4 protein-coding genes are annotated in these 3,292 nt (G+C 67.7%); all 4 read left to right on the top strand.

Annotated elements, in window-relative coordinates; genetic code table 11:
• Nucleotides 1-897: YifB family Mg chelatase-like AAA ATPase (locus tag E5K04_RS16540; protein ID WP_136555940.1), on the top strand; the 897-nt coding region annotated here is incomplete at its 5' end.
• Nucleotides 898-923: 26 nt separating this feature from the next.
• Nucleotides 924-1,616 (top strand): SPOR domain-containing protein, encoded by a 693-nt coding sequence (locus tag E5K04_RS16535; protein ID WP_235844414.1) that lies wholly within the window; start codon nt 924-926, stop codon nt 1,614-1,616.
• Nucleotides 1,617-1,645: 29 nt separating this feature from the next.
• The gene (locus tag E5K04_RS16530) at nt 1,646-2,251 is read left to right on the top strand and encodes a thiol:disulfide interchange protein DsbA/DsbL (protein WP_136555939.1); all 606 of its coding nucleotides are present in this window, start codon (nt 1,646-1,648) and stop codon (nt 2,249-2,251) included.
• A gap of 79 nt (nt 2,252-2,330) precedes the next feature.
• Nucleotides 2,331-3,161 (top strand): undecaprenyl-diphosphate phosphatase, encoded by an 831-nt coding sequence (locus E5K04_RS16525; protein ID WP_136555938.1) that lies wholly within the window; start codon nt 2,331-2,333, stop codon nt 3,159-3,161.
• Nucleotides 3,162-3,292: the final 131 nt, after the last annotated feature.

The following is a 3,292-nucleotide window of genomic DNA, read 5'->3' as shown; positions in this document are numbered from 1 at the left end:
GCTGCCCGGCTCGCGCTGGAAGTCGCCGCGGCCGGTGGCCACCACCTGTTGTTGTGCGGGCCGCCGGGCTGTGGCAAGAGCATGCTCGCGCGGCGCCTGCCGGGCATCCTGCCCGCGCTCGGCCTTGACGAGGCGCTAGAAGTCGCCGCCGTGCACTCGCTGCTGTCGGGGTTCGATCCCCGTCTCTGGCGGCGCCGTCCGTTCCGGGCGCCGCACCATTCGGCGTCGGCGGCCGCGTTGATCGGCGGCGGCAGCGACCCGCGCCCGGGCGAGGTCAGCCTCGCGCACCACGGCGTGCTGTTCCTCGACGAGTTGCCGGAATTCGACCGGCGCGCGCTCGAGATGCTGCGCGAACCGCTGGAAACGCGCTCGGTCACCATCGCGCGAGCCGCGCGGCGGGTGAGCTTCCCGGCAGCGTTCCAGCTGGTCGGCGCGATGAACCCCTGTCCGTGTGGCTATTACGGCCACCCCGAGCGGGATTGCCGGTGTACGCCCGAGCAAATCGCGCGCTATCGGGGTAAAATCTCCGGCCCGCTGCTCGACCGCGTCGACCTAGTGGTCGAGATGGGCGCGCTGGACGCGGCCTCGCTTGCGGCTGAGCCGGCCGAGGGTAGCGCGGCGGTCGCTAAGCGCGTCGCCGGGGCTCTGGCCCTGCAACTGGTGCGTCAGGGGGGGAGCAACGCGCGGCTAGACGAGGCGCAGCTCGCCTGCTACGCGGCGCTGGCACCGGCCGGCGTCGCGCTGCTCGCGCAGGCGATGCAGAGGCTGGGCTTGTCGGCGCGCGGCTACCACCGCGTGCTGCGCGTCGCGCGCACCCTGGCGGACCTCTCCGGCGCGGACAGGGTGGACGAAACATTTTTGATGCAGGCGCTGCAAATGCGCCGCTTATTGGCCTGAAGGCCGGAACAGAAGAGCAAATACGCATGAGCCGGGATTACAAGGCAAGCCCCCGCGGGGGGCGGGGTAGTGCTCAGGGGGGCAAGAAGGGCGGCGGGCTGATGGCCGGCCTGCTGATCGGCTTGATCGTCGGGGTGGGCGCGGTGGTCGGCACCACCATGTACCTCAACCGTTCGTCGACCCCGTTCAGCAACCTGCAAAAGCAGGAGGCGCGCCAACAGGGCGCGAGCGAGGCCGGCGCCGACGTGACGCTGCTCGAGCCGGGCACGCTGCAGGAAGTCGCGCCGGCGGCCCCGGCGCCCGTAGCTCCGAGTGCACCGGTGACGCCCGCACCCGACGCCGCGCCGCCTGCTCAGGCGCCGGCGGCCGCGCCTGACGCGGCGGCTGAGGAGGGCAACCGCTTCGACTTCTACAAGATCCTGCCGGGCAAGCTTGACGCGGTGCCGGCGACGCCGGACGCGCCGGCGCAGGCGCCGCAGCCCAAGCGCGCGCAGGGCTTCAGCCTGCAGGCCGGCGCCTTCGCCAACGAGGCGGAGGCTGACAACCTGAAGGCCAAGCTCGCGCTGATGGGCGTCGAGGCGAATATCCAGACCGTCGAGACCGCGAACGGCCTGATGCACCGGGTGCGGGTCGGCCCGTTCGCCCGCCAGACGGACGCCGAGCGCGTGCGCAACGAACTGAAGGCCGGCGGCGTGCCGTCCGACCTGATCAAACCCTGAACCGTTTTCCCACCGAAGAGGATAGAACAATGAAGAAATGGCTGGCCATTGGCCTGATGTTGCTGGGCTCGCTCGCGCAGGCGGCGGTTGTCGAAGGCAAGGACTACCGCGTGCTGCCCAACCCGCAGCCGACGCAGCCGGGCAAGGTGAACGTGGTCGAGTTCTTCTCGTACAGCTGCATCCACTGCTACAACCTCGAGCCGGTGATGGCCGCGTGGAAGAAGGCGCAGCCGGCCGACGTGGTGGTCAGCCGCGAACAGGTGATGTGGGGCCGCAATACCGAGGGCTTCGCCAAGCTGCTCGCCACCATGAAGGCGACCGGCACCGAAGAGAAGCTGCACCGCGCCGCGTTCGAGGCGGTGATGAAGCAGCGCGTCAACCTCGGCGACGAGACGGTGCTCGCCGGCTGGATCGCCAAGCAGCCGGGCGTCGACGCCAAGCAATTCATGGCGACCTTCAAGTCCTTCGGCATGCAGGCCGCGGTCAACCGTGCGTCCAAACTGACCCGCGACTACCAGGTCGAGGGTACGCCGCTGGTCGTGGTCGGCGGCAAGTACGCGGTGAACCCGGCTGAGCCGCAGCGCGTGGTCGAGGTGGTCAACGAGCTGGTCGCCAAGGTGCGCGGCAAGAAGTAAGTAGAGGCAGGCCGCAACAGGTCCGGCGGTGTCGCCGGACTTTTATTTATTGAACGGGCAGGATTGAAGGGGAAGTCGCGTGGATTGGCTGTTGCTGGGCAAGGCCCTGTTGTTGGGGATTGTCGAAGGGTTGACCGAGTTCTTGCCGGTGTCGAGCACCGGCCACCTGATCGTGGTCGGCGACCTGATCAATTTTGACGGCAGTACCGGCCAGGTCTTCGAGGTGGTGATCCAGCTGGGCGCGATCCTCGCGGTGGTGTGGGAGTACCGCGTGCGCTTCACGCGCATCGGCTGCGGGCTGCTCGAACGCGACCCGGCTGCGGTGAACTTCGTCGGCAAGCTTTTGGTCGCCTTCCTGCCCTCGGCGGTGGTCGGCTTCTTCGCGATCAAGGCGATCAAGTTCTACCTGTTCAACCCGGTATGTGTCGCGCTGGCGCTGATCGTCGGCGGCCTGATCATCCTGTGGGCCGAGAAGCGGCAGCGGGACGTGCCGCCGCGCGTGCACGACGTCGACCAGATGGGCGCGCTTGACGCGCTGAAGGTCGGTGTCGCGCAGGTGTTCGCGATGGTGCCGGGCACCTCGCGCTCGGGGGCGACCATCATCGGCGGCATGCTGTTCGGCCTCGACCGCAAGGTGGCGACCGAGTTCTCGTTCTTCCTCGCGGTGCCGACCATGTTCGCGGCGACCTTCTACGACGTGTACAAGAACTGGGCGCTGTTCTCGCTGGCCGACATCCCGGTGTTCGCGGTCGGGCTAGTGTCGGCCTTCGTCAGCGCCTTCGTCGTGGTGCGCTGGCTGGTCCGCTTCGTGTCCGGCCACACCTTCAACCCGTTCGCCTGGTACCGCATCGCGTTCGGCCTGATCATCCTCGCCACCTGGCAGTTCGGCTGGGTCAGCTGGAGCGTGTAATTGCGGTATTGCGGTATAAATTGGATTTTTCAATTGACACGCTCCGATGAATTGGATAATATCCACTTCCTCAGACGCGGGGTGGAGCAGTCTGGTAGCTCGTCGGGCTCATAACCCGAAGGTCGTAGGTT

The sequence above is a fragment of the Crenobacter intestini genome, from assembly GCF_004919095.1.
Taxonomy (GTDB): Bacteria; Pseudomonadota; Gammaproteobacteria; order Burkholderiales; family Chromobacteriaceae; genus Craterilacuibacter; species Craterilacuibacter intestini.
The sequence above is the reverse complement of the archived record's forward strand: the minus strand, read 5'-3'. Positions and strand labels throughout refer to the sequence as shown.

Excerpts from the sequence above, each read along its gene's own strand:
- E5K04_RS16535 (WP_235844414.1), top strand. The coding sequence starts at position 924 with ATGAGCCGGGATTACAAGGCAAGCCCCCGCGGGGGGCGGGGTAGTGCT.
- E5K04_RS16530 (WP_136555939.1), top strand. The coding sequence starts at position 1,646 with ATGAAGAAATGGCTGGCCATTGGCCTGATGTTGCTGGGCTCGCTCGCG.